The organism is Cupriavidus laharis (assembly GCF_914271435.1).
GTDB lineage: Bacteria > Pseudomonadota > Gammaproteobacteria > Burkholderiales > Burkholderiaceae > Cupriavidus > Cupriavidus laharis.
Genome location: NZ_CAJZAI010000003.1, coordinates 292777 through 317113, shown reverse-complemented (window position 1 = coordinate 317113; position 24337 = coordinate 292777). Strand labels below are relative to the sequence as shown.

Sequence of the window (24337 nt, the reverse complement as noted above, 5' to 3'; positions counted from 1 at the left end):
GGATTTCGCCCACCATGAGAGGAAACAGCCAGGCGTGCGCGCCTGGAGCAGTCAGAGGACCTCGAGTTGAGCGAACAAGCGATGCTGCGCCGTGCCCTGGAAGCGGCGCACCACCTGGAAGACCGCACGCCCCCATGGATGGACATCCTGTCCGCTGCGCGCGACGTAGTGGGCGCGGACAGCGGCTCGCTGCTGATGTTCGACGGCACCGGGGCCCTGCTCCACTTGTCGCAGGTCGGCGTGGATGCCAATGGCGAGCGCGACTACCGGGAGCACTACCATGCGCTGGACCTCTTCGCGCGCGATGCCATGTGCCAGCCCGCCGGCCAGTGGCTGGACACGAGCCGGATGTACCCGCTCTCGCAGTTCCGCAATACGGAGTACTACGCCGATTTCATGGTGAAGTACCGCATGGCGCAGGTCCAGGCATACATCCTCGCAGACGCGCCGAACCTGCGCGCCGCAATCAGCTTCCAGCGCAGCACCGTCGACATGCGCGCGGCCGACCGGTTCGTGCATGGGCCAGTGGCGGCCTTCTTCCACACATTGCGCGACAGGATCGCGCGCAGGCAGCATGCCGTGTACAGCCACCTCGCCAATCTCGAAGAAGCCTTCTCCTCGTTCGACGAGGCCATCTGCCTGGTCGGTGCAACCGGCGCGGTCATCCGCGTATCCCCGCTGGCGCAGGAGATCTTCGCCAGTCCGCTGTTCGCCGCACGCCATGGCGTACTCTGGCATGCGGACCCGCGTATGCACGCGATGCTGCTGCGGCATGTCGCTGCGGCCTGCCAGACCGGGATGCGGCAGACGATGACGATTCCCGCCGGCAGCGGTGTCACGGTCACCATCGACATGGCAATTGCCGGACCCTCGCTGCGCATTGCCGGCGAGTGCTGCGTGCTGATGCGGATGCAACGCCGCGACAGCGGCGGCACGCAGCCAGATCCCGACCGCCTGGCCGCGGCATTCCACATCACGCCGGCCGAGGCACGGGTGCTGGCCGCGCTGGTGTCAGGCCAGACCGCCACGGCCTATGCCGCCTCGGCGGGGGTATCAGTCAATACCGTGCGCAAGCAGATCGCCATGCTGATGACCAAAATGCACTGCAACCGGCAGTCCGAGCTGGTCAGGAAGGCGATCCTGGGACAGGGGTAGCGCGGGGCCCCGGCATGCTCAGACCCGCTGCAGCAGGCGCAGGGCATCGACCAGCCCGGCGCCCTGGAACGCACGGTCGCGTCCCAGGTCCGTCGCGGTATCGCACAGCAGCGCCTTGACCTTGCCGGGTTGCCCCATCAGTTCGCCATTGCGAGACAGCAGGAGCGCCGCCACGCCGGACACGTGCGGTGCCGCCATGCTGGTGCCGTCCATCGACGCGAGCGTGCCGCCCGGTACGGTCGAGGTGACCTTCTCCCCCGGCGCGACCAGGTCGGGCTTGATGCGGCCGTCACCGGTCGGGCCGTGGCTGGAGAAGTAGGAGATGCCATAGCGCATCGGGTCGGTGCGGTGCGTGGCGCCCACGGTGATGACGGACTGCGCATTGCCCGGGTCGGTGATGGTCTGGCCACGGAACCCGGCGCCCATGTGGGCTGCGGCATAGGCCTCGTCATAGCCGTAGTTGCCGGCCGCCGCCACCACGATCACGCCATTGCCGACCAGGCGGTCGCACTCCACGCACACCGGCGTGCTGCCGCAGGCGTAGTTGCGCACGTCGTGGCGCAACGCCAGGCTCAGGTTGACGCCGTGCACGTACTGCCCGTCGCGGCTCTGGTTCAGCCAGCGGACATACTGCAGCGCCCCGAGGATGCCGAATTCATCGCCGCGGCCCTGAGCGTCGAAAATGCGCAGGTCCAGCAGTTCGATGCGCGGGCAGACCCCGGCCACGTTGATGGCCTCGGCCAGTTCATCCGGCACGCGCAGCGGCTCGGGCCGCGCGAGATACATCGACGACAGCCAGTTGGCGCCGATGATGCCCGCTACATGCGTGCCGTGGCTGCCGACCGGCGCCACGTACTGCGCGGCATCCGCATGCGGGATCTCCAGCAGCGGCTCGATCACCGACCAGTCGATCATGCGGCCGGCGGCCAGGTCGCGCGCCACGGCCTCGATCCGCCGCCTGACCTCGGCATCGTCGGGCCCGCCCTTGCCCTTGGGCAGCGGCGGCAGCCGGCCGCTGGTGATGGCCGACAGCCGCGTGAAATCCATGGTCCTGATCACGCGCGACAGGCGCGGCTCGATCAGGCCATCGCGGATCGGCAGCGGCCCGGCGTGGCGATCGAGGTCCGCGAACGCGGGATGGCGGGCATCGATGCCGGAATCGATCACGGCCCAGCGCACGCCCTGCCCGCCCGTGTCGAACACGCGGATCGCTGCATCGGCCTTGACGGTGCGGCGCGAGGCAAACACCGCATGCTCGACCTCGCGGTTGACCGACACGCGCCACAGCGGCGTGCCGGCGCCGCCCGCACAGTCGGCCTCCACGCATTGCCACAGGGCCTGCAGCACCCGCTGGCTGTCCCGCGTGACGCGCTGGCGCAGCACAGCGGGCGGGTAGCTATCGTCCGACAGCCCCAGCAGCGTCATGCCGACATAGAGCGCGGCCACATTAACCAGCCGTCCCAGCGCCTGGCTGCATTCCACATCCAGCCCGCCGAAGCGCGTACGGGCCGCGGTATGGCCGATGTCCTTGAACCTGGCGATGGCCGCCTCGCTGGCCACGTATGCGAGCACCGATTCACCGAGCCAGCGCCCGAATGCATCGCCGGTCAGGCTGTGCGCGAGCGCCCTGCGCGCGGCGGCCGACATGTCGGCCGCGCCCACCGGCCTGCGAACCTGACTGTCCCACCATGGCGTCAGCGGCAGCAGCCGCAACATCTCGAAGAAATCGATATTTGCCAGCAGGTGCGATTCATTGGCCGCCAGGTACCGGTCCGGCTGCGCGCCTGCCTCGGCCAGCGCGGGCAGGCGCTGCAGCACCGCGGCGCGCAGCGCGGCCACGCCCGCGGCGTTGTGGGGCGTGAGCAGCAGCCCGCGCGGCGCGTCGAACGACTTGTCCTGCGCATACATCAGCCACACCTCCGAGCTGATCGGCAGGTCGCTGGTGAAGTGGTCCGGTTCCGGCTCGCAGCCGGCATAGATGAGCAGATAGGCCGCGCGGCGTTCCGTCGGGTTCATGCGCTGTCCCCCATGTCGCAGTGACGTCCAGACAGCTTAGGACGGCATGCCGCACATCTCCAGTAAGCGTCGCTTTGCACAGGTTTAGGCCGGAAACGCGGCAGCAGCCGTATACTCTGCGCCAGAGGCCCCGCCTCCCCCGCGCAGCGCGCCCCCATGTGGTTCCCGCTACATGAGCCGCCGCGCGTCACCGAATATCCAACAATATCCAATCAGTTACGGAGTCGCAGCATGCGTGTCGCATTCCTCGGACTTGGCGTCATGGGCTTCCACATGGCCGGCCACCTTGCCGCCAAGGGCCATGAAGTCACCGTCTACAACCGCACCGCGGCCAAGGCGCAGGCCTGGGTCGGGAAATTTGGCGGCAATGCGGCGGCAACACCGGCGCTGGCGGTCAAACAGGCGGACGTGGTCTGCTCCTGCGTGGGCAACGACGATGACCTGCGCTCGGTGCTGACCGGCCCCGACGGCGCCTTCTTCACTGCGCCCACCGGCTGCATTTTCGTGGATCACACCACCGCCAGCGCCAACGTGGCGCGCGAACTCTACGCGGCCGCGCGCGAACGCGGCCTGCATTTTGTCGACGGGCCCGTGTCCGGCGGCGAAGTCGGCGCGGAGAAAGGCATCCTGACCATCATGTGCGGCGGTGACGCCGATGCCTATGCGCGCGCCGAGCCGGTGATTGGCGCCTATGCGCGCGCCGTGACGCGCATTGGCGAAGCGGGTACCGGCCAGCTAGCCAAGATGGTCAACCAGATCAGCATCGCCGGCCTGATTCAGGGCCTGTCCGAAGCCATTGCCTTCGGCGAACGCGCCGGCCTCGACATGCGGCTGGTGCTGGACGTCATCAGCAAGGGCGCGGCCGGTTCCTGGCAGCTCGAGAATCGCGGCCCGACCATGATCGAGGACAAGTTCGACTTCGGCTTCGCCGTGGACTGGATGCGCAAGGACCTGGGCCTGTGTCTGGACGAGGCACGCCGCAACGGTGCCAGCCTGCCGGTCACCGCGACGGTCGACCAGTTCTATGCCGACCTGCAGCAGATGGGCTGCGGCCGCTCGGACACCTCGTCGCTGATCAAGCGGTTGCGCCGCTTCTCCTCGAAGGACTGAGGGGAAAAGCGGCCCGGACGGCACACAGGGTGCCGTCCGACAAATCCTACAAGGCAATCGGCCTGCGCCCGAAAGGCCCGGTGTACGCGTCCGCCTAAGCTGAAAGGCAGGAGCACGGATGGCCCCGGCCACCCGTGCACGGCACAGGAGACGACCATGTGGAAACTCGCAGGTGCGCTGCTGATCAGCGCTGGCATGGGCCTGGCCGGCTGTACCGCGACCGGTGCGGTGGCCGGCGGCGTGGCGGGACACGAACTCACGCACGGCAGCACCGCCGGCACCATTGGCGGTGCCGTGGTAGGCGGCGTGGTCGGTCACGAACTGGGCAAGTAGCCCGGGACCGTACGCGGCCAGTGTCCCTCTGCCAACGCCCGCTGTGCAAACAGCGGGCGTTTCCATATGTTGCGCGTGCGCAAGCACCCGGATGCAGACGTTCTTCGGCTACGATAGGCGGGCAAGCCATGCCAATTCCATCCCCATGACACCCGCCATCACGCCTCGCACGCGCCTGTCCTCCACCTCAGTCCGCCATGCCCGTCACTGGATCGGCGGCACGCTGGCCGCCTGGCTGTTTGCCTGCGCCGCTAGCGCTGGCGCGCAGCCGCTGTGGTTCGCCGGTGGGCGGCCCACCCCGGATGCGCAGCAGGCCGTGGCGGCGCTGGCCAATGCGGGCGCCGACGGCCTCGTGCCGCAGGACTACGATGCCGAAGACCTGAAACGCGCACTGGCGCAGGCCGCCACAGGGCCGGAGCCGGCGCCTGACGTGGTGGACAAGCTCGACGCGTCGCTCAGCGACGCCATGCGCCGCTACCTCTCGGACCTGCACAGTGGCCGTGTCGATCCGCGCAAGGTGCACGCCAATTTCACGGCGCCGTCGTCCACACTGTTCGAGCCCGACAGCTACCTGCGCGCGGCCGTCGCCAGCCACCGCTTGCCCGATGCCATTCGGGAGGCTGCGCCTTCGTTTCCGCTCTACGGCACGCTGCGCGACGCGCTGGCGCGCTACCGGGCGCTGGCGGCACAGCCCGGCTGGGAGCGCCCGCTGCCGGCACTGCCGGGCGGAAAGCTGACGAACGGCCAGTCCTACAGCGGCCTTGCCGAACTGGTCCGGCACCTGCAGGCACTGGGCGACATGCCTGCGGACGCGCCCACGCCGCAGCGCTATAGCGGCACGGTCGTAGATGGCGTCAAGGCCTTCCAGTCACGCCACGGGCTGGAGCCGGACGGGGTGATCGGTGCCGGCACCCTGGCGCAGCTCAACACGACGCCGGCGGCACGCGTACGGCAGATCGAGCTGACCATGGAGCGCCTGCGCTGGACCCCGCTGGCCGAGGGGCCGCGCGTGATCGTGGTGAACATCCCCGAGTTCATGCTGCGCGCCTACGAGTACAACGCCGGCAAGCTCGACATCAAGCTGGAGATGAAGGTCATCGTCGGCAAGGCGCTGGACACGCGCACGCCGCTGTTCAAGGAGGACATGCGCTATATCGAGTTCAGCCCGTACTGGAACGTCCCGCCGTCGATCGCGCGCTCGGAGACCATTCCGCGGCTGCGGCGCGACCCGGGGTACTTCACGCGCCAGGGTTTCGAGTTCGTCGCCAACGGCAAGGCCGTGACCACGCTGTCCGAGGCCAATCTCGATGCCGTGCTGAACGGCCAGATGCGCATCCGCCAGCGCCCTGGCCCGATGAACGCGCTCGGCGACATCAAGTTCGTGTTCCCAAACAACCAGAACATTTACCTGCACCACACGCCGACACCGCAGTTGTTCAAGCGCGACCGGCGCGACTTCAGCCATGGCTGCATCCGCGTGGAAGAACCCGTGGCGCTCGCGCAGTTCGTGCTGCAGGACATGCCCGGCTGGACCGAGGAGCGCATCCGCCAGGCGATGACCAAGGGCCAGTCCAACACCGTGGCGCTCAAGCAGCCGCTGCCGGTGGTGCTGGCCTATGGCACCGCCATTGCCCGCGCCAACGGCCGGGTATACTTCCTGCCTGATATTTACGGCCAGGACAAGTTGCTGGACCAGGCGCTGCGGCAAAAGACCGCACGCCGGCCCGCCAGCCTGCCCGCATCGGCGCCCCCCGCTCCGGACGCCCTTGCCCACCCCGCGCCAACGCAGAACCCGACATGAACCACTCACGCAACCCTTCACGCCGCCGCTTCCTGCAACATGGCAGCGGCCTGGCGCTTGGCGCCGGCCTGGCCGCACTTTCGCCACAACTGGCGCTGGCCAATGTGCCTGGCGCACGCAGCTTGTCGTTCGACCATACCCATACCGGCGAGCACCTCTCCCTGGTGTACGCTTTGGGCGACCAGGTGCTGCCGCAGGCACAGACCACACTCAACCGTTTCCTGCGCGACCATTACTCCGGCCAGGTCGGCGTGATCGATCCGGAGCTTTTCGGCCTGCTGTTCGAGTTGCGCCGCACCTTGGGCAGCGAATCGCCGTTCCAGGTGATCTCCGGTTATCGCAGCCCCGTCACCAATGCGCGCCTGCGCCGCACGGGCGGCGGGGGCGTCGCCAGGCACAGCCTGCACATGGACGGCAAGGCCATTGACATCCGCCTGCCCGGCGTGGCGCTGGCCGACCTGCGCGATGCGGCGATGTCGCTGGGTGTTGGCGGTGTGGGTTTCTATGAGCGCGAAGACTTCGTGCATGTGGATACTGGTCGCGTGCGCCACTGGGGGTAGGCGCGGGGTAGGCGTATTCACTCCGGCACGAACTTTTTGGTTTTGGGGGTATGATGCAGCCCCCCAGATCGGGAAAAAATCAAAGTCGCGCCACGATGCTGCGGATAGTGCTGGCACTGTCGATCTCCATGGCACGACCTGTGCCAGCCTGCCAGACGCTGCCATGACTGCCTCCGCGCAGTAGGATCCGTGGCCAGTCGTCACGCATCTCGGCCGGTCCGGCCAGACTGCCACCCAGCAGATCGCCCAGAGCAGCCTGATTGCGGGCATCGGCCAGCCGCTTGAAGGACACGCCGAGCCGATCCCGCCAGCCGGGCCGATGATCGGCCCACAGAGCCTCGACAGCAGCGGCCAGGCTCGTGCGGCCTGGCAGGCGGGTATGTTCGTGGACCAGCCGTGCCAGTTCTGTGAGCCAGTTCGCCGGTGCGGCCAGGAGCTGCTCGGCCCATTGGGCGCTGACGGCCTGCCAGGCCACCAGCGGGTAACGGCGGCCAACTCGGTCGCGGGACGCGGCAAGGACGCCAATCAGATAGCTGCCGTCGCTTGGAAACTGCAGGCTACGCGGGCGCAGGATGAAGTAGCAAGGCTCCGCCGCGCGCAGCCTGGAATGGCCTGCAAGGCTGGGCGGCGTCAGGTGCAGCCAGTGGGCCCCGTGGCCGGCCAGGGGCAGATCAGGCTTCTTTGCCGGAGCAGCGTCCTCCCCATGGCCGAACCAGGCGCGCCAGCCGTCCACCTGATCCAGCGGCGCGTTGTGGCGAACAAAATCGCCCATGGCCGGCACCTTGCCGAAAATCGACGGCGCCGTAATCACCCTGATCTCCCCGGGCACTGAAAGCCCTGCAACAGTCCGGTGGTCCACGGATTGGCAAGGCTGCCCGTATTGATGTCGAGCTTCGCCTTGCGGCCGTCAAAATCGTACTCGGCCATAAAATGACTGGCCGTGGCGGAGCCGGCCAGCTTGCCCTTGGCGATCACGCGCATCAGGGCCCATGGGCCGCTGGCAATCAGCGTCGAGGTATCGGGGCGGATGCGCGGGCTTGCAGTGATTTCGGCCCCTTGTCCTCCGCGTGGTCCGGGCCAGCTCACCTTGAGCGGGATGACCGGACCGTGCACGTAGCGTTGTCCTTGGCCGTCGAAATCCATGTTCAGCTCAACAATTTCGGGATCGAGTTCGACCACCTTCAGGTCAACCTTCCAGGCCATCGTCTTCGCGCCCGGATCACGGAAGAACACCTCGCGGATTTCCTTCGCACGCTGGAACGGCACCAGGCTCGGTCCAACGACCGGCGGCACGTCCGGCGCGGAGAGCTTGTAGCGCCACGGCGATATCGTCGTGTCCACATGCGGTGCCAATACCTTCTGGAAGAAGTCGTCCAGCACGCCGCCGGCGGCGAAGACGCGTGCGAAGTCTGCCGGATCGACATCCTGCATCGCGGTCGGCGTGAACGGATACTTGCCGTCGATGGCGTTGCGGCAGCTCTCGCCGATCAAGGCGTCCATCTGTGAGATCAGGATGTCGCCGATCCCCTTGTTGATATCCCGGGTTCCCTGTATTACCAGATCGGCCAGCACTGCGTTGAAGGGCGCCGGCAGCTTGGCGGCTTCCATGCGCAGTTGCGCCCCGGCATCGGCCTCGGGCGGCAGGTTGCGCGTGTTGAGCGCGTTGTTGGCCACCACCAGGCTGGTGTAGTAGGCATTGACCATGCCGGCAATGGCATCCAGCTGCGGCTTGCCGGAGGCGCCCTGGCCGTTGGCCGCGGCCACATCGGCCTGGCCGGTGACCACCTCGCGCAGCGCGGCAAAGCGGTTGTCGACCATGTCACGCTCCTGGCGGGCTTCGGCGCGCGCGGTCAGTGCGTTGACCTTCTCCGCCTTTTTGTCCAGCGCGGACAATGCCTTCTGCGCCAGGGATTTTTCCTCGGGCTCAAGCGGGCGGCTGAGCGTGGTCTCCTGCACCGCCGCCCGGCCCAGTCGCGCCAGCGGTGAGTCAGGCGCCGCGAAATTACGCAGGATTTCCAGGTCGAAAGCCAGGTTGTTGCCGGTGACCGTGCGGATGTCGCCGAGAAACTTCTCCCAGTGCCGGACATACTCGCTCAGGTACAGCCGCCGGATCTCGCGTGTCAGCGGTTCGTTACCGGTCAGCTTGCCCGCCGCGCCTTCAAGCGTTTTTTTTTGAGCACTGACACCGGTGCCCCGGCCCATCACCCAGGCGTCAATGGCCTGAGCCTTGCCGACGAACTCCGGCAGCCGCGCGTTGAACAGATCGTGATAGCCCGCATAGGTGAAAAGCCCCGGGATACCCCGCTCCAGCGGCTCGCCACTGGCGCGGGTGAACACGGTGCCGGCCTGAGGGCCGACTGCCCTCACCAGGGTGAAGTCCTGTGGCGCCTCCTCCATCATCGCGGCCTTGGCACGGTCGTACAGGCGTTCGATCGAGGTATTGCCGTCGAGGAAATCCCGCGCCGAGCGGATCAGCGCCTCGTTCCTGGCATAGGGGGACAGCACCGGGCGGCTGCCGTCCAACAGGCTGTCCAGATGCTCCAGCACCGCTACCCGGCCACCGAAGGCGTCCGCCCCGTTCCCAGTGGCCCAGTCACTTTGCACCCAGTTGCGCACGTCGGACGCGTTGAACTTATCCTGGTCATGCAGCATCAGGTAGACCCGCAGGGTGTCGTAGGTCTGCTTGGCTTCACGCGCACTCACCGCCGCCGCGAGCACCGATTCGACGCGGCGCACCAGGTAGGGCACCAGCAGGTTATCCTGCAGCCTGGTATCGGTCACGGTCGCAGCATCGAGCACCGCCGGCACGCTGTACAGGCCGTAGCGCCAGCCGGTGGACGGATCGGCGAGGTTCAGCCCGGCATAGCCTGGCAGGTCACGCGCGGCGGCCAGCACCTCGGGCATCGCGTCCGGTTGGTTCTTCTGGTAAAAGGCCGTGACCATCGCGGCCAGCGCCTTGATCTTTTCCTGCACCACGTCTCCATAGTTGCGGTTATGGCCATCGCTCGTATAGAGCGCGCCGGCCAGCCACAGGCAGATCACCAGCACCAGAGCGTGCCCAAGCATCCGCAACAGGCGAAAGCGAAACTCCCAGCGCAGATTGGGTTTCACCAGATGCGCCTCGGGCACGATGATGCGTCTGAAGACGTCCTGCAGGAAATAGCTTCGATTGCCAGCGGTGGTCCCATCCGCCGCCGCGCCCTCAGCCTCGGTTCCGGGCCTTCCCATACCACGCAGTTTCCGGATGACGGTGCTCGCATCGGCGACCACTGTCTGCCCGGTTTGCGTGGCGCTGGTGAAATACACGCCGCGCAGCATGGCATTGCGCTCGGTGTCGTCGTACCGCGAGTCCAGGAATATCTGCTCCAGCATTGCGACCAGCGGTTCTGTCAGGCTTCCCAGCTCGTCGCTCAGGGCGTAGAGCGACCTGCGGCGGCCCAGATCGAACTCCTCGCCCAGCCGCCCTGCCTCTCCGGCCAACAACCGCGACACCAGCGCCCGCATCTCCTCGCGGCACTGCGCGGCGGTATCGGCGGCCGACTGCCCCCGCCGTCGCTTGCCTGCGACCGGCAAGCTGAAACCCCAGGGCTGGGCCCGCCCCTCGCTGGTCAGGTACTGGAAATAGTCTGTGAAGCCGGCAAGCTGATCGAGTTTGGTCACCAGCACGTAGACGGGGAACCGAATGCCAAGCTCCTCGCGCAACTCCACCAGGCGCGCCCGAATCCGCGCCGCTTCGGCGATCCGCTCTTCTACCGAGTGCTGAAGCAGGTTCTCCACGCTGATCGTCACCAGTGCACCGTTGATCGGCGCACGGGCCCGATACTTGCGCAGCAGGCCAAGGAATCCTTTCCATTCAGCCGGATCGAGTTCCGAACCGGATTCCTGCGCCGTATAGCGGCCCGCCGTGTCGATCAGCACCGCTTCGTTGGTGAACCACCAGTCCGTCTGGTCCGTGCCCTGCCTGGCGCGAGCCGCTGCGCTCATCTGCTCCGCGATAGGGAACTGCAGCCCGGTGTTCAGCAACGCGGTAGTTTTGCCGGCTCCCGGCACGCCGACCATCATGTACCACGGTAATTCGTAAAGGTACCGCCGCCCTTCGAACAGGCGACCGATGCGGCTGCCAGTTCGCATGCCCTTGAGCCGGCGTAACGCGGTCTGGATGGCGGTGCTCAGCCTGGCGATCTCCTCTCTGGCGACCACCTCCTGGTGTTCCCCGCCAAAGTTCAACAGGCTCTTGACGAATGTCTCGTCCGTACGTGCACGCCGCCAAAGCAGGTACAACAGGTACGCGGCGAACACGAAGAAAATCACCGAGATCAACAAAATACGGACCGAATCCGGCTGCAGTGGATGGCTCGCTCCAATCGCAAGCAACGGCCCCGCGTGCCAGATCAACAGAGACAGCGCCGCAACACCGATCATGGACACCGGCCAGACCAGCAGCCAGAACAGCGCCAGCGACAGCAACAACACAATGACCGTGACGCGTGTACCGACGCCCGCGAGCGGATGCATGCCATTGAAGCCGAGCAGTGGCCCGATAAACCAGATCGCCACCGCGACCAGGACCACGGCGACAAGTGAGAGCGTCCGGCGGGAAAACAGCAGCGCCGAAAAACGTTTCAGGGATTCCATGCATTGACCTCAATCACTGCGTGACGACGATCTCCACCCGGCGATTCATCGCCCGGGCGGCTGGCGTCTTGTTATCGGCAACCGGTTCGGAATCTCCTTTGCCGATCGCTTCCAGGCGGCCCTTGGCGACACCCTGGCTCGCCAGGTACTCCGTCACGGTCGCCGCACGCTCTTCGGACAGCGCCTGGTTGGACGGATACCGGGGCGTCTTGATGGGAACGTTGTCGCTGTGACCGATCACCGTGATCTTGCCGGTCACCTTCTTGATCTCTGCCGCCACCTTATCCAGCAATGGCAGGATCTTGCCGTTCACCTCGGCCCGGCCGCCGCCGAACATATCGTCACCGCGGAACGTGACGGCGCTGCGCGTGGCGTCCTCCTGCACGCTGACCGCGCCACGCGCGATTTCATCCTTGAGCAACTCGGCCAGGCGCAACACCTTCGGCGGCTCCGGCGGCGCCATATTGCCGATCGCAAGAATCTGCTGTTCGAGGTCATGCGTGCGGAGCAGCAAGTGATACTTGTACCAGGCGAACTGGCAGAAGACCGCAAGACCCAGCACGGATGCCGTCACCCATACCGGTACCGTGCGCAGCAGGCTCAGCCGGCCGGGCTCAGCGCCGCGCCAATGCGGCGACAGGTCGCGCGGCACGCTTTCGCGCGCGCCGCTGATCAGATGCAGCAGCTTCTGGCGGATCGCGTCAAGATGCCGGTGACCGTCGGTCTGGCTGCCGTAGCGGCCGCGAAACCCGAGGGAGAGCACGTGATAGATCACCTCGATCACGTCGATATGCTCTGCCGGAGAGTCCACCAGTCGGCCCAGCAACTGGAAGACTTTCTCGCCGCCGTAGTTTTCCCCGTGCAGTTGAACCAGCAGGCTCCCAATCGCCCAGGATGACTGCCCCCACGAAGTCATATTGGCCGCTTCGTCCAGTGCCGTGCACACGCTGTACCGCGCTGCCAGGATGTGCTCTCGCCTGATACTTGCGCGTTCACAGACTGATTGAAATTCCTTCGCTTCCTGCAGCAGAAGCGACTTCAGCTCGGCGGCCTGATCGGGCCGCAAGGCGTCCGGCATGTCAGCCAATGCGCGCAGCAACGGCCTGGCGGCCGCCAGAAGCGGATTGGCGGCATGAGACATCTCTTCGACGCGCTGCTCGATCGACTTGCGAGGCATCACATGCATCGGCTCCCCGACGGTAGAGCGTGGCGCGGCATGCCTCGGTTCCGTAACAGATTGGCCTTCCTCTCCGATGGGCAGGTCCCCGGAGCGCGCTGGAGCATTGTTCATTGCCGTACCCCCCACAGTTCCATGCGCAGCTCAGGGAAACTTCCGGCGACATGAATCGCCAGGCCGCCATAGCGCTCCACCTGTTCCCACAGTGGATGCTGCTGCGACAACTCGAAATAGACATGGCCTGCGCTGAACGGAATCTGCCGTGGCGGGACCGGAAGCGCCTGCAGCGGCAAGCCAGGCAAGTGAGACCGGATCAGGTCTGCCAGCCGCTCAGAGGGGCCCATCTTCGTCTGCGCCGGGAACTGCTGCTGCAGGACATCAGCCGGCATATGGGCAGCCACGGCGAGAACGAAGGTGCCAAAGCGTTTGAAGCCGCTGGGCTCGATGACGGCCAGGTGAACCCCGTTTTGCCCCGGCTCAAGATCAATACGCTGGGCCGCCCGCTCCAGGACCACATTGAGCTGCAGCCGCAAATCCTCGATCAACGGCTTCAGGCAAAGATAGGGCGCATCATGACGGTAGGCTTCATGCTCCAGCGGCCGGCGCGTGTCGGTACGCACGAACGTGGACAACTCGCCCGACAAGGCTGCCAACTGCATGTACAGGAACTCCGGTGACGCAGCCTTGGCCGCAAGCAAATGCGTCAGGACCGGCTCGTATCGATTCAGCAGCTGGAGGATCAGATACTCCGAGATCTCCGCGGCGTCTCCACCCCGCACGGTCGCAGCGGCCAGGCGCTTAGCCATGGAGTCCGCACGCAAATGCAGCAAGCCGTGAATTTCGGTAAGCCAGGTACTCAGTAATGGACTTGCGGCATAGACGTTGACCGGTGGAATCAAACCAGGATCCAGTCCCGCGCTGCCATCGGCACGAATCTCGGTCACCCTGGCCAGCGGCATGCCTAACCAGGACTTGGAGAGTTCCTTCTGAGACAGCAGCCGCAGGCGCAAACCGGCCAATTGCACGAGCTTGGGTCCCTGGGCGATCGAGTTCGCATCCAGCAGATCTTCCTCGAAGGAGCGATAGCGCGCCAGGGAGTCACTGGCATCGTCGAAGTTTGTTTCTTCGGCATTTGGCGTGCGGATCGGCACGGCCAGGTAAATGACCTGGTTGAGGTGCTCATGCCGCAATGTCAGCGGCGCCGGCAATGCGGCATGGCCCGGCGCCTCGAATGGCGTTCCGTCCTGGAAGATGCCGGCCGCACCGGAAACCACCAGTTTGCCAAGCGCCAGCGCTTCCGTATCGATGGCGTACTGATGAAAGCCCCAGAAGAACGGGCTCAGCGCCGCACTGCGCTTGTGCGCATAGTGTTCGAGATAGCGCTCCTGCTGCTGAAAAAGTTGCGGGCGCAGAAAGAGCCCTTCACTCCAGACAACCTTGTTGTACCAGCTCATGGAATCATTCGGGTTTAGAAATGCTGATGGTCTGCTGGTCCAGAGAGACGTGCAGCTTGACCTTGCGGGCGGGAATGGCGGCGCGATACCACGCAGCCTCGGGGGCCGGGGGCAGCTTGTAGACGGATCGCCAGGTAGCCTTGCCGAGCTCCCGGTATCCGACAAGGACGCCAATGAACTGGGTCTCCGGATTGAGCTTGCGCTCGATGTCACGAGATTCGCCTGGACGCAGAACAAATTCGTCGCGCACTACCAGGTCCTGGCTCAACAAGGTCTTGTCCGTCTTTTCCAGAGACAAATAGTCGGCACTCTCAAATGGTCCGTCCGTTTTCAGCTCGTATATACGGACCAGGATCGGGGATGGTCTGCCTTTGTCGTCCGGATTCACTGTGGCTTTGGCCGCCACGGTCAGCTCCAGCTTCATCTGTTCGCGCTGGGCCGGGGCGGTTGAGCAAGCCGCGAGCAACAGCCCCATCAGGAGGCCCGCCGCGGACCGTCGGACAATCGTTCCCGCCGGTGATCCTTTTCCGCACAACAGCCCTCCCTTCATGCCCGTGCCTCGAGGCTGCCAATCAGCGCACAACCGCACTCGGTCAAATCGCCGGCGCAAGCACCCGGAATGCCGCCCACCTTGTAGCGGCCGGCAACCTGCACAATCGGGTTGACACCGTGTGGACGTCCGTCGGCGTAGAACCGAGGGCACGAAACCAGATCGCCCAGGCGGGCGATGGGTCTGCCGTTGATCCTGCTCGTCGGTGACCCGCTGATTACGGTGCCGCCATGAGTGGTGGTATCGCCGACGCAAATCATCTGCTCTGACATAGTGAGTCCTTTATCGAATCGCGATCTCTAGCCCTTCCGCTTGCCAAACCACGGCCAATACGCACTGCCCTCTCCACGTGCCCGATCCCACGTCGTGACCGGCGGCTGTGCCTGCCAGCCTGGCGGCGGCGCAATCAGCACCGCCCAGGCATCATCCGGATTGGCCAGGCTTGTCACCACGGCGCTCTTGCCGCTCTGGTTCGCGTAGGCCGCCGCAAACGCCGCATTCACCGCGAAGCTGGCCGCGCCCGCCGGCCCCGACATTGGCTCCGAGACGCTGTGCACCGCACCGATCTGGTCCAGGTCCGGCCACTGCCGGTGCAGTGCCTGGCGCAATGCCGTGGTCTGCGCCACCACCTGCGCGGACTTGGGGTGTACGTCGTGATAGACCCGTTCCACCGGATTGGCCTGCGGCGCCTGTGCGGCGACGGCCTTGAGCAGGTCATTCCACGCCCCGCCCGGGTTGGCTGCATTGGAATGGATACCGCCCTCGTGCTGCTGCGGCGCGTAGACTGCCGCCAGCGGCGCATACCCCCAGTCCGCACGCGGATGGCCCAGGATCAGGATGGCCGTGTTCTCGTTGGTGCGTCGCCCGTAGGGGTAGTCGGGGGCGTCCAGGTTCCACACCCATACCAGTCGCGACGGATTGGCCTGCAGGTAGGCCAGCGCATCCTGCAAGGTGTAGAACCCCACCGTCTCGATGCCAGCCGCCACAGTCACTGATGGGAGCTTGCCGGTCGGATTGAGCATCAGGCTGTCGCACGATGCAGCAGAGGCGACCCGGTCGAACACCAGCCGGCGTGCGGCGTTGATCGTCAGGGTCTGCTCGCCGATGATCATTTCCTGGGTCCTCGGTGCTCCGCGCACCGTTACACCCTTCCAGTTCTTGTGCAGCGTGACCCAGTAATCGCGCATGCGCTGCTCCGCGTGGACGTCATCGTAGGCGACCACGCTTGGCGCGGGGATGCCCATCTCGGCCTGCTCCTTCACGAGCTCTGAGTCGTTCTCGTTCAGGTACGTCGGCGTCCCGATCCATCGCTGCGGGATGCCTGCATAGACGCGCGTATCCATGAAATCCGGCCGGTCGGTGCCGTCGCGCACCGAATAGAAGTAGTGCGGGTCCAGTGCGTAGGTGTCGAATGTCCGCAACGGCTTGTCGAGCAGATCGGCTAGCGCGCGTGCATGGCTGATCTGCAGTCGCTGGATCTCCGCGCGGGTCGTCGTTTGGTCAACGCCATAGAGCAGCAGCCCCACCGTATCCCCCAGCCTGAAGCGGGCCGCCTCCGTGTCGTCGGCATTCGGCTGCGCCAGCCCCTGCGCCCACAACAGGTTCCATTGCGTGGGGTAGTCCCGCCACATCAACGGATTGAGCCACTGCACCCCCAGGACCAGGGCAGCCGGCGCGGTGGCGGGATCGCCGACGGCACTCGCCGCTTGCATGCGCGGCCAGACACCGGACCTGCGCGAATAGTTATCCGACATGGAACCTCCGGACTGGCACGCGGCCAGCAATAGACTGAAGGCTGTTGACGCCACGGCCGCGACAAGGCGTAGCCCGCGACGGCGGCCGGTGGTAACGCTGGCAACGATGATTTCCGCTGTCAAAGTGACTCCCCTGTTTCGATTGCCGAACTAGGCGCCGACCTTTCCCGGCCGTCCTATCGGCTTGCGCAGTCCTCAGCCCTTCCGCTTGCCAAACCACGGCCAATACGCACTGCCCTCTCCACGTGCCCGATCCCACGTCGTGACCGGCGGCTGCGCTCGCCAGCCCGGCGGCGGCGCAATCAGCACCGCCCAGGCATCATCCGGATTGGCCAGGCTTGTCACCACGGCGCTCTTGCCGCTCTGGTTCGCGTAGGCCGCCGCAAACGCCGCATTCACCGCGAAGCTGGCCGCGCCCGCCGGCCCCGACATTGGCTCCGAGACGCTGTGCACCGCACCGATCTGGTCCAGGTCCGGCCACTGCCGGTGCAGTGCCTGGCGCAATGCCGTGGTCTGCGCCACCACCTGCGCGGACTTGGGGTGTACGTCGTGATAGACCCGTTCCACCGGATTGGCCTGCGGCGCCTGTGCGGCGACGGCCTTGAGCAGGTCGTTCCACGCCCCGCCCGGGTTGGCCGCATTGGAATGGATACCGCCCTCGTGCTGCTGCGGCGCGTAGACTGCCGCCAGCGGCGCATACCCCCAGTCCGCACGCGGATGGCCCAGGATCAGGATGGCCGTGTTCTCGTTGGTGCGTCGCCCGTAGGGGTAGTCGGGGGCGTCCAGGTTCCACACCCATACCAGTCGCGACGGATTGGCCTGCAGGTAGGCCAGCGCATCCTGCAAGGTGTAGAACCCCACCGTCTCGATGCCAGCCGCCACAGTCACTGATGGGAGCTTGCCGGTCGGATTGAGCATCAGGCTCCTGCAAGACGCCACAGTAGCGACCCGGTCGAACACCAGGCGGCGCGCCGCGTTGATCGTCAAGGTCTGCTCGCCGATGATCATTTCCTTCGACGCTGGTGCCCCGCGCACGGTTTCACCCTCCCAGTCCTTGTGCAGGGTGACCCAATAATCGCGCATGCGTTGCTCCGCGTGGTCGGCGTCGTAGGCAATCACGCTCGGCGCGGGAATGCCCATCTTGGCTTGCTCCTGCACAAGCCGCTGATAGTTCTCCGTCAGGTACGTCGGCGTCCCGATCCATCGCTGCGGGATGCCTGCATAGACGCGCGCATCCATGAAATCCGGCCGGTCGGTGCCGTTGCGCACCGAATAGAAGTAGTGCGGGTCCAGTGCATAGGTGTCGAATGTCCGCAACGGCTTGTCGAGCAGATCGGCTAGCGCGCGTGCGTGGCTGATCTGCAGTCGCTGGATCTCCGCGCGGGTCGTCGTTTGGTCAACGCCATAGAGCAGCAGCCCCACCGTATCCCCCAGCCTGAAGCGGGCCGCCTCCGTGTCGTTGGCATTAGGCTGCGCCAGCCCCTGCGCCCACAACAGGTTCCATTGCGTGGGGTAATCCCGCCACATCAACGGGTTAAGCCACTGCACCCCCAGGACCAGGGCAGCCGGTGCGGTGGCGGGATCGCTGACGGCACTCGCCGCTTGCATGCGCGGCCAGACACCGGACCTGCGCGAATAGTTATCCGACATGGGACCTCCGGACTGGCATGCGGCCAGCAAAAGACTGAAGATCACCGCAGCCAACGTAGCGGCGAGATGTTGGCCGCCTTTGCGGCCGGAATCATGGGGTAGGCGCATCACGCTACGCGGGTGCCGTCTTTGGCCGGAAAGTTCTGAGCCTGGAATGGCAAAACGTTGCGCTTCCCATTTATCTGCAGCGTGTCCAAGATGCCACTCGACGCTTTGAGCATGCCGACTTTGGCGAGGCTCGCACCTGAAATCGTCGCAAACCCGTAATACTCATATTCGTTGTCCGGCTCCTTCTGCCCCGGCGCTCGCCAATCCTTCTCCAAGGGACCACACCACCGCCAATCCGCCATGCGCCGCAACTGGTTCATCTCTGCCTCATCGAAGTAGCACACCCCCACGTCCACGTCATACGCCAGCACCTTCTCGCTATGCTCCGGATTGGTCAGGATGGTCGAATGGTTGCTCGCCTGCTGATTCACGCCCCGGTTCAGCAGCTCCCCACGCGTGCCCTGCGCGAACGTTCCGAAATCCCCCGAAGCCCTTCCTGTTTGCGCCGCGTCGAATCTCTTCAGATCGTCCTCGCTGTAACGCGCGTTCGGCACCGCATGGCCGTCGTCGTCGTAGATGACCCGCCGTGCCTTCTGGCGGATGGCCGCGTTCTGGTCGTAGCGCATGGCCGCCTCGGACACTGCGTCGCCACGCCCCTGACTGCGCTGCGCAGCGTACGGGTCATCACTAACGCTTGTACGCCCGGCATTCAGGTTGTCCGTGGTCGATTCCTTGTGCCGGTTGAACGGCCCGCTGATCCGCGGGTCCGTTGCCGGTCCCGGCTCCTCGCCGGGCTTCAATGCAACGTCGCCATGTCGCAGATACAGCGCGCGGGGCACAATGCCACCCCCCGGAATCGCAGGCGCGTTGACCGTCACCTTCCAGTCCGCTTCAGGTTCCGCGTTGACGTACGCCACCCCTTTTACCGCCGCACTCGCCACGGTCAGGATCACTTGAAAGATCACGCCCACCAGCGTGACGACGGCCTTGCCCGGAATGCTGCGGCGGGCATCGCTCCAAATTTCCGAGACCTGAATCCGCAGCCGGTCCGCCTGCGGCTCCCAGAATCCCTTCCCCTTGATCGCCCCGACCGTGTCGTCCCAATAGTCGTAGGTGTACCCCGGGCCCGCACCGACCTTGAACGACTTGCCCTCCTTTGCCTCGCCCAGACACGCTGGTAAAGGACGCCCGCGGCCTTGGTGGCCTGCACCTCCTCGTCGCTCAGGCCAAGCCAGCCCATGCCCTGGACCGTCGACACCGAGATCACCCGGTCATGAGGGTTGCAGTAGAGGAAGACCCGCTTGCGTGTCTGCCTGGCCTTGGCGTCCGTGGCAGCCTTGCAAGGCGTCTCGCCATTCCTTGGCGCGCTGTTCATCACCTCGCGGTCCACTTCCGGATCATCGGCATGCAGGCCGGACCACTGGCGCACCAGGGCGAAGAACTTGCCCAGTGTCTCGACGCGCGCTTCGTGCGTCACGCGCCCTCTCAGGGTCTTGATGCTGTACTGGGCATAGTTGTCGGTCCTGTTCTTCTGCAGGCTGTACGGCGCATTGGCCAGAACATAGGTGTCGGCGACGCCCAGCCCATTCAGGGCCGGGTAGTTCGCCCCGAAGAACGCCGAGCCGATCCCGATCATGTTGCCCTGGCTATGGCACACCACTGTCACCGGGCAATCCTTGTCGCCGTAGCAAGCCCGGTGCATCTCCCGCACGCGCGCCACCAGCTTGGCCAGTCGCCAGGCGGCAAAGGCCTGGTAGTGACGGGCCGGGCAACTGAAGACCAGCCGGTCGCTAACATTCACCGACTGAACATCCAGGCCAAGGAACAGTCCCGTGTCGACCCCACCGTCAAACATGTCGGGCAACGCCGAACAACCATTGGCAAATGGCCCACCGCCCCATGCCTCGCTTTCGTCCAGCAAAATGCTGCCGCCGTACTGCGCCACCTCGTCACGGCTAGCCTTGTACCCCCAACGGAATCGGATCACCGGGCTGTATCCGGCATCCGACACGAACGTGGCAGCGGAGAGATCGCGGCGGATAAAGCCGTCGTCGGTCAGTTCTGGCGGGTAGCTCGCGGCGCGCAACTGACCACTTCCCTCGACGCGATGCACGTGCTCATCACCGCGCTGCAGCCGCGTGTTGAGGCCGCAACAAAGTCCGGCCTCGGAATCGTCGAACCACTCGCCCGTGGAGTTGACACCGTGCACATAGATCACCACGCCCGGCAGTTTTGCCGGCCAATCCACATCCATTCTTGGGCTGCCCGGCAAGGTCAACGCCTCGGCAGTGCAGCGCATTGCTTCACTCATCTTTGCCTCGCTATGAAAGGAATACGAAGGTCGTCTTGATGGAAGTCAGGGCCTCCGGCACTCATGGCAGCACCGAATGCAGATAGCGTTCGCGGCTGAAGCCACGCAGAAGACCGTCCGCAACCGCCTGATCCGCGCCGGTGCGCGGCATCGCCAGAAAGTGGTCGCGATACGCCTGCGCATCGGGCGCATCGGCCATCAACGCTGCGACCACGCAGTTCAGATCTTCCCGGCACGGCCGTGAATCGCGCTCGGACAGGCGGACAACCGTCTCATAGCAAGCCGTCGGCGCAGCCGCGCCAAGGCGCTCGCGCAGCATGCAGCGCATCATCGACAAGGTTGGCGTCTGCCCGCGAATGCCAATGGCGGTGTCGTTGTCCGCCAGCGCTCCGGCATAGTCGTGCAGGCGGATGCGCAGCTCTGCTCTCGTGAGGAGTGACGGAACATGTCGTGGGTCTTGCCTCAAGGCCTGATCCAGCAATGCTTCCGCACTTTTCTCGCGCGCTTGCTGGTCGCCGCCGAGTGCCAGCACGCGCCGGGCCTCCTGCTGCAAAGCGTTCGGGCTCTGTCCATTGGCGCTGCAGGCGGCCAGCCATAAGCACAGCACTACGCCGCACGTTCGGAACTTAGGCACCTTGCACCCCCTTGCCGCGGTCTGCGGTGCGGACCACGTCGATCGGAATGACCGTCGAGCCGTTAGGCGGGATGGGTACCCCGCGACCTTCATCTGCCTCGTAGATGTACCCGCCCTTGATGACGAGCTCGACCTTTTCGGCCGCAGACGGCGCGGGAAGCGTCAACGTGGCGGTACCAATCGGCGTAAAGCCGTCAGCCGGCCAAAGCTCCGCGCCACCACTGCGGCTCAGGGGAAATTCGACGCCATCCTTGCCGTTGACCCTCACGCTTGCCGTGGCATGAAAGATCGCCTTGCCAATCTTGCCGGCGCTTGTGTAGCCCATGGCACTCACAAACAATGAGCTGTCGTTAGTCAGTGCAAGACTACCCTTGATATTGAAGGTGGCAAGCGCGCCCACCCCCTCCACCAGGAGGTAAGCCGGCTGATTCAACTGGTAAGACTTCTGTTTGAGTTGATAGTGGATGTTGTCAGATATTGCTCCGCCTTCTGCAGGAGAAGCCGTTTGCACCGCGCCTGATTCGGCAAGACCTGCCGTCGGCTTGCCGAATCCTATCGAAAGGGCCTGCGCTGACTCGGATGCGTAGAGATCGGTCTCGCCGTTGGCGTTGGTGGTTCCTGTCACCACGCTGCCGTCGGCCTTCACAATGTGGTACGGCATGCCGGCAACCGGCACGTTGTCCCGCGGGCGAACCAGTCGGAACAGTCTGCCCGTGTCACCCGCCTTGAAGCTCGGCAATATACCGCTGATACTCTTCGGCCCGGGCACATCGAAGTCGCCTGTGTTCAGATGCACGCGAGTCGGCCCGAACACATCCACGCATCCTTCGGAGATGCGAATTCCCGCATTGCCGCACATCAACGTGATACTGACTTTGGCGTTGAGAAGAATCGCACCATTGGTAGCCGTCACGGTGACGTCGTTCAACGCGTTGGCGGTCACGCTTCCGCTCTGCGCCTGCAAGAGAATGTTGCCCCTGTGCGAAATCGACCGGATGTCGCCGCCATGCGCGAAGCTGCTGATCCCCTGCCCGGCGTTCACGATGAATTGCTGGCCAGCTGTCAGTTGCTGGTTCAGCTTGGCAACGGCATCAATATGCTTTCCCGCGTAGCTCGTCAGCACCAGCGGCGTTGCCCATGCCATGCCGGCCGGCGCATACGCGCCAATCAGCGGTCGGCCGCCCTCGCCTGGCGAATCCTTGTGATCATTGGCGCCCGCATCCCACTCGCGAACTGCTTTGGTGATATCCGCCTGCGGCTGCGTGTCGGGTGCCAGCCCTTCATGCGCGTGTCCGTAGTCGCCCAGGGACCTGGCCACTTCCAGCGCGGCTTCCAGGCAACGAATGAACTCGCCGCGCGACAGGTGCCCCCCAACGGCGCCGACTTGCCCTTCCGCAGTAAGGAACAGCCCTTTGCCGCCCCGCACCGCTCCCTGCGCATCGGTGCGAAGATCGAAGCCCTCGCCACGTTTGTCCTTGCGACCGGGGTTGCCCGGCACCCCCGTCAGATATCCCAGGTTCAGTTGCGAGGTCTGATGGTCCGACGACAGCTGCGCCTGTATCTGGTCCTGGGTGTCGTCCATCAGCAGGTGATTGTGGCGCCCGCCAAAGAGCTCCTTGCTCCGGATGCCGGACAGCGCATGCTGCCCAGGCAGCGCCCACGGCGGCAAATTGAGTTGGTTCGGCGCCCGGCCGACGATCAACGGACAGTCCGGGTCGCCATTGAGGAACGCGACAATGACTTCCTGCCCGATACGTGGAATGTGCATGGCGCCGAACTGGTCGCCTGACCAGCCATTGACGACACGAATCCATGGCGAAGAGTTCTCGTCACGCTTGCCGTAGCGATCCCATTCGAACTGAACGATCACGCTGCCGTGGTCATTGCACCAGATTTCCTGGTTCTTCGGGCCGGTCACGACGGCGCGCTGCAAGCCCGAAACCCGCGGCTTGGCCACCGTGCGCGGCGGGCGGAAGACTTCGTCAGTGGGATGAGCCTCGAAGGCAACGCTGCACGAAAACCGCTGCCCGCTGCCCGATTCGCCGCCGACATCTTCCAGATCGAGCGTTGCGCCGGTGACAAGGTATTCGCGGTTCATCGCCGGATTGCCGTGGTTGCTCACCAGATAGGTACAACCCGCGACAACCCCGCGCAGTGCACCGACGCCACGCGCACGCCGGCCACGTGAACGGCGCTCTTCCATGCGAACCCTCGCGCGCATTTCGCCTACTGCGGGGTCGACGTAGTCGCCGGGGTACTCATATCGTTCAAAGTCGGCAAAGCCCGTATCGCGCGGTTGGCTATTGCCTTTGGTCAGGTCCGCGCGCGGCTTGCGAGGATCGTAGTCATTCAGCGTCACCGTCCCAGTGCGCAGGCGATTGACCGGATCAAAGCGGACCAGATGCTCCTGGTCGATCTTGAAGCCACTCGGGTAGATCGGCAGCACGTGGTATGCCTCGCTGGGGAACCTGCGATATGCCCCCGATTCGGAAGCCAGGATCATCCGATGGTGGCCCTCGTCATGCTCGAAGAAATACGTGATCCCATATTCTTCGGTGAGGCGCTGGACAAAGTTGGCGTCGGTTTCGCCGTGCTGCACCTCCCAGGCCAGCTTCGGATAGACTGAAGTGTCGAGACGCTTCTCCACAGCGAAGGGGTAGTCCGCGAGAACTTCATCGAGGATTTCGATGACGGTCTTTTTCTGGAATGCCTTGAAGTCCGACGTCTGCGTGGCGAGCCACAGCCACGGGCGCAGGGTGAACCGGTACAGGCGATTCTCCGCAGCGCCACCGACATGCTCGATACCGGTGATGACCCCGGTGATCTCGCGATGCCCTGCCCCTACACCGCCCAGCAAACCCGTGCCCATGCCGTCGAGCTCGATGGTGACGGTCATCTCGCAACCGATCATTTCGTCGGGATCGCTCTCGGCAAGGCATTGCTCCGCAGCAGGCGAAACGGCACGCAGATCCACCTCGTACGTAAACAGTTCACTCAATGCCTCGTGACCCGAGAGCCGCACGAACTCCAGTTGCGGCACGCCGAGCAGATCGGGGATGGCGGCACTTGACGCAGTGACCGTCCGATGCCGCCCTGCGGCAAGGCTCACAAGGGTGTTTCGCGTGCTCATTTGATCGTCTCTCGGATCT

General features: G+C 65.1%; 18 protein-coding genes. 5 read left to right on the top strand and 13 right to left on the bottom strand.

Annotated elements, in window-relative coordinates; all coding sequences use genetic code 11:
- The first annotated feature begins 66 nt into the window (after window positions 1-66).
- On the top strand, window positions 67-1155 hold the full coding sequence (locus LDO29_RS08685; RefSeq protein WP_224079386.1) for a helix-turn-helix transcriptional regulator: 1089 nt from the start codon (window positions 67-69) through the stop codon (window positions 1153-1155).
- Window positions 1156-1173: 18 nt separating this feature from the next.
- Here LDO29_RS08685 and LDO29_RS08680 read toward each other — a convergent pair whose 3' ends face one another.
- On the bottom strand, window positions 1174-3171 hold the full coding sequence (locus LDO29_RS08680) for a S8 family peptidase (protein ID WP_224079385.1): 1998 nt from the start codon (window positions 3169-3171) through the stop codon (window positions 1174-1176).
- Window positions 3172-3402: 231 nt separating this feature from the next.
- Between LDO29_RS08680 and LDO29_RS08675 the strand changes: the two genes are divergently transcribed.
- The 4 genes from LDO29_RS08675 (at window position 3403) to LDO29_RS08660 (ending at window position 6975) form a co-directional block, all read left to right on the top strand.
- A complete protein-coding gene (locus LDO29_RS08675) occupies window positions 3403-4281 on the top strand; it encodes an NAD(P)-dependent oxidoreductase (RefSeq protein ID WP_224079384.1) in 879 nt (292 codons plus the stop codon).
- A 156-nt stretch (window positions 4282-4437) separates the two neighbouring features.
- Complete coding sequence (locus tag LDO29_RS08670; RefSeq protein ID WP_224079383.1) at window positions 4438-4614, top strand: glycine zipper 2TM domain-containing protein; 177 nt, start codon at window positions 4438-4440, stop codon at window positions 4612-4614.
- Window positions 4615-4759: 145 nt separating this feature from the next.
- Window positions 4760-6415, top strand: coding sequence for a L,D-transpeptidase family protein (locus LDO29_RS08665; RefSeq protein WP_224079382.1), 1656 nt, complete (start codon window positions 4760-4762; stop codon window positions 6413-6415).
- Window positions 6412-6975, top strand: a complete 564-nt coding sequence (locus tag LDO29_RS08660) for a YcbK family protein (protein WP_224079381.1) — start codon at window positions 6412-6414, stop codon at window positions 6973-6975. The genes LDO29_RS08665 and LDO29_RS08660 overlap by 4 nt, the downstream gene beginning before the upstream one ends.
- A gap of 79 nt (window positions 6976-7054) precedes the next feature.
- Here LDO29_RS08660 and LDO29_RS08655 read toward each other — a convergent pair whose 3' ends face one another.
- The 12 genes from LDO29_RS08655 to LDO29_RS08600 form a co-directional block, all read right to left on the bottom strand.
- Window positions 7055-7786, bottom strand: a complete 732-nt coding sequence (locus tag LDO29_RS08655) for a TagF domain-containing protein (RefSeq protein WP_224079380.1) — start codon at window positions 7784-7786, stop codon at window positions 7055-7057.
- Window positions 7783-11610 (bottom strand): type VI secretion system membrane subunit TssM, encoded by a 3828-nt coding sequence (gene tssM, locus LDO29_RS08650; protein ID WP_224079379.1) that lies wholly within the window; start codon window positions 11608-11610, stop codon window positions 7783-7785. Before tssM ends, LDO29_RS08655 begins: the two co-directional genes overlap by 4 nt.
- Before the next feature lie 13 nt (window positions 11611-11623).
- The gene (gene tssL / locus LDO29_RS08645) at window positions 11624-12901 is read right to left on the bottom strand and encodes a type VI secretion system protein TssL, long form (protein WP_224079378.1); all 1278 of its coding nucleotides are present in this window, start codon (window positions 12899-12901) and stop codon (window positions 11624-11626) included.
- On the bottom strand, window positions 12898-14241 hold the full coding sequence (gene tssK, locus LDO29_RS08640; protein ID WP_224079377.1) for a type VI secretion system baseplate subunit TssK: 1344 nt from the start codon (window positions 14239-14241) through the stop codon (window positions 12898-12900). Before tssK ends, tssL begins: the two co-directional genes overlap by 4 nt.
- 4 nt (window positions 14242-14245) lie before the next feature.
- Window positions 14246-14791, bottom strand: a complete 546-nt coding sequence (gene tssJ / locus LDO29_RS08635) for a type VI secretion system lipoprotein TssJ (RefSeq protein WP_224079376.1) — start codon at window positions 14789-14791, stop codon at window positions 14246-14248.
- Complete coding sequence (locus LDO29_RS08630) at window positions 14788-15063, bottom strand: PAAR domain-containing protein (protein ID WP_224079375.1); 276 nt, start codon at window positions 15061-15063, stop codon at window positions 14788-14790. The genes tssJ and LDO29_RS08630 overlap by 4 nt, the downstream gene beginning before the upstream one ends.
- Window positions 15064-15090: 27 nt before the next feature.
- Window positions 15091-16545: a hypothetical protein gene (locus LDO29_RS08625; RefSeq protein ID WP_224079374.1), complete on the bottom strand. Its 1455-nt coding sequence runs from the start codon at window positions 16543-16545 to the stop codon at window positions 15091-15093.
- Between the two features lie 195 nt (window positions 16546-16740).
- Complete coding sequence (locus LDO29_RS08620) at window positions 16741-18303, bottom strand: hypothetical protein (RefSeq protein WP_396022640.1); 1563 nt, start codon at window positions 18301-18303, stop codon at window positions 16741-16743.
- Complete coding sequence (locus LDO29_RS08615) at window positions 18303-19208, bottom strand: effector protein Tle3 domain-containing protein (RefSeq protein WP_224079372.1); 906 nt, start codon at window positions 19206-19208, stop codon at window positions 18303-18305. The genes LDO29_RS08620 and LDO29_RS08615 overlap by 1 nt, the downstream gene beginning before the upstream one ends.
- Entirely contained in the window at window positions 19205-20554 is a 1350-nt protein-coding gene (locus tag LDO29_RS08610; protein ID WP_224079371.1) for a T6SS effector phospholipase Tle3 domain-containing protein, read from the bottom strand. Before LDO29_RS08610 ends, LDO29_RS08615 begins: the two co-directional genes overlap by 4 nt.
- A gap of 61 nt (window positions 20555-20615) precedes the next feature.
- Window positions 20616-21086: a hypothetical protein gene (locus LDO29_RS08605; RefSeq protein ID WP_224079370.1), complete on the bottom strand. Its 471-nt coding sequence runs from the start codon at window positions 21084-21086 to the stop codon at window positions 20616-20618.
- Between the two features lie 94 nt (window positions 21087-21180).
- A complete protein-coding gene (locus LDO29_RS08600) occupies window positions 21181-24318 on the bottom strand; it encodes a type VI secretion system Vgr family protein (RefSeq protein WP_224079369.1) in 3138 nt (1045 codons plus the stop codon).
- Window positions 24319-24337: the final 19 nt, after the last annotated feature.